The 2,015-nt window shown below is 58.8% G+C and carries 1 protein-coding gene and 1 pseudogene; both read left to right on the top strand.

The features are described from left to right. Positions 1–237 (top strand): annotated as a pseudogene (locus tag DBO31_RS07560) (hypothetical protein); the annotation flags it as partial. A gap of 27 nt (positions 238–264) precedes the next feature. Beyond that, a partial coding sequence (locus DBO31_RS07555; RefSeq protein ID WP_150824847.1) for a DNA topoisomerase 3 occupies positions 265–2,015 on the top strand: 1,751 nt, incomplete at its 3' end.

Here is a 2,015-nt window from a genome sequence, read left to right as displayed (position 1 = left end):
CGCATGCTCTGGCATGTGAATCCCCGCAACCAGGATGCGCTCTGCGTCTACTATTTTTCCTGGCTGTACAGCAATAAGGGGGTCATCTTGGGACGGCTCATCGGCCAGTCCCTGAAAGCCGGACTTATTCCCCCGGCCTTTGTCCGTACCATCCGGGCGGCCGGCGACCTGGCACGGGTCACCCTCCGGCGGGAAGAAGAGGGCCGCCGCTATGAAGAGGAAAAAGAAGAACGGTAATATATAGTTGAACGAGGATGTTAGGTAATGACGACACTGTTTATCGCTGAAAAACCGAGTATGGCCCGGGAACTGGCCCGCTGCCTGCCTCCACCGCAGCAGCGGGGCAATGGCTTCATCCGCACGGGCGGGGGTATCGTGACCTGGGCATACGGCCACGTCCTCCAGCAGGCGGAACCGCAGGACTACGATGGCCGTTATAAGACGTGGCGCGCAGAGGACCTGCCCATCATACCGCAGACGTGGAAACTTCTGGTCAGCCCGGCGAGTAAGGACCAGTTCCGGATCATCTGCCAGCTCATCGAACAGGCGGATACGCTGGTCAACGCCGGCGACCCGGACCGGGAAGGGCAGCTGCTCATCGATGAAATACTGGACTATATCGGCAATACAAAGCCCGTCCGGCGCATCCTCCTCAATGCCCTCGATGAAAAAAGCATTCATGAGTCCCTGGCGGATTTGCGGGATAACGGCGATTTCCGCCACCTGAAAGAATCGGCCCTGGCCCGCAGCCGGGCCGACTGGCTCATCGGTATGAACCTGTCCCGGGCGTACACCCTGGCGGCCCGCCGGCAGGGGCATAAGGTGGTCCTGCCCATTGGCCGGGTAAAGACGCCGACCCTGGCCCTGGTCGTGCGCCGCCAGCGGGAACTGGATGATTTCAAGCCCGTCACCTATTACGTCGTCAAGGCTGATTTCCGTCATCCAAACGGCCTGATCACGGCGCAGTGGCAGCCGAAGGATACGCAGGCCGGCCTCGACCCGGAAGGGCGGGTCATCGACAAGGCTCAGGCAGAGGAACTGCTCTCCAGGCTGGAGGCTGATCCCGGCGGGACGATTGCCGAACGGAAGAAGACGAAGAAAAAAGAAGCACAGCGACTGCCCTTATCCCTCTCGGCTCTTCAGGTACTGGCAGGCAGGCGCTACGGGTACAGCCCGCAGCAGGTCCTGGATACGGCCCAGCAGTTGTACGAACGGAAACTGACGACCTATCCCCGGTCTGATTGCGAATACCTGCCGCTCAACCAGCGCAAGGACGTGCCGCGCATACTGGACAACCTGCGGCAGATACAGGCAGGACAGCTGCCGGGCTGGGTTTCCGGCGCCGACCCGTCCATCAAGAGCCGGGCCTGGAACGACAGCAGGATTACAGCCCACCACGCCATCATTCCGACGACGGTGCGCTGCGATTTTGCCCATCTGAACGCAATGCAGCAGCATGTGTATTATCTCATTGCCCAGGCTTATATCGCCCAGTTCTATCCCCTGTACGAATACGATCAGACGAAGATTACCATCGAAGCGGCAGGAGAACAGTTCGCCGCCCATGGCAAAATCGTAACCCAGTGGGGATGGAAAGAGCTGTACCGCAACGATAAGAATCAGGAAGACGACGAAGCCAAAGGAGATCTGCCGGCCGTCCGCAAGGGGGACAAGGTCCGCTATGAAAAGGGGAACGTCGATCAGAAGCAGACGAAGCCGCCGCCGCGGTTCACGGCGTCTACGCTTTTGGCTGCCATGAAGGAAATATATAAATATGTTAAAGACGATTCCCTGAAGAAGAAACTGAAGGAAGTGCAGGGCATCGGCACGGAAGCGACGCGGGCCACCATCATCAGTGAGCTCATCCAGCGTAAATTTCTCGTCGAAGAGGGAAAGAAGAAATATCTGAAACCGACGGATATGGCCTATCTCCTCGTCGATGCCCTGCCCGATGCCATGGTCTATCCTGACGAAACGGCCATCTGGGAAGACCGGCTGTACAAGATGAGTGAGGG

Origin of the sequence: Megasphaera sp. DJF_B143 (assembly GCF_900320625.1) — a bacterium.
Classification (GTDB): Bacteria; Bacillota; Negativicutes; order Veillonellales; family Megasphaeraceae; genus Megasphaera; species Megasphaera hexanoica.
The sequence above is the reverse complement of the archived record's forward strand: the minus strand, read 5'-3'. Positions and strand labels throughout refer to the sequence as shown.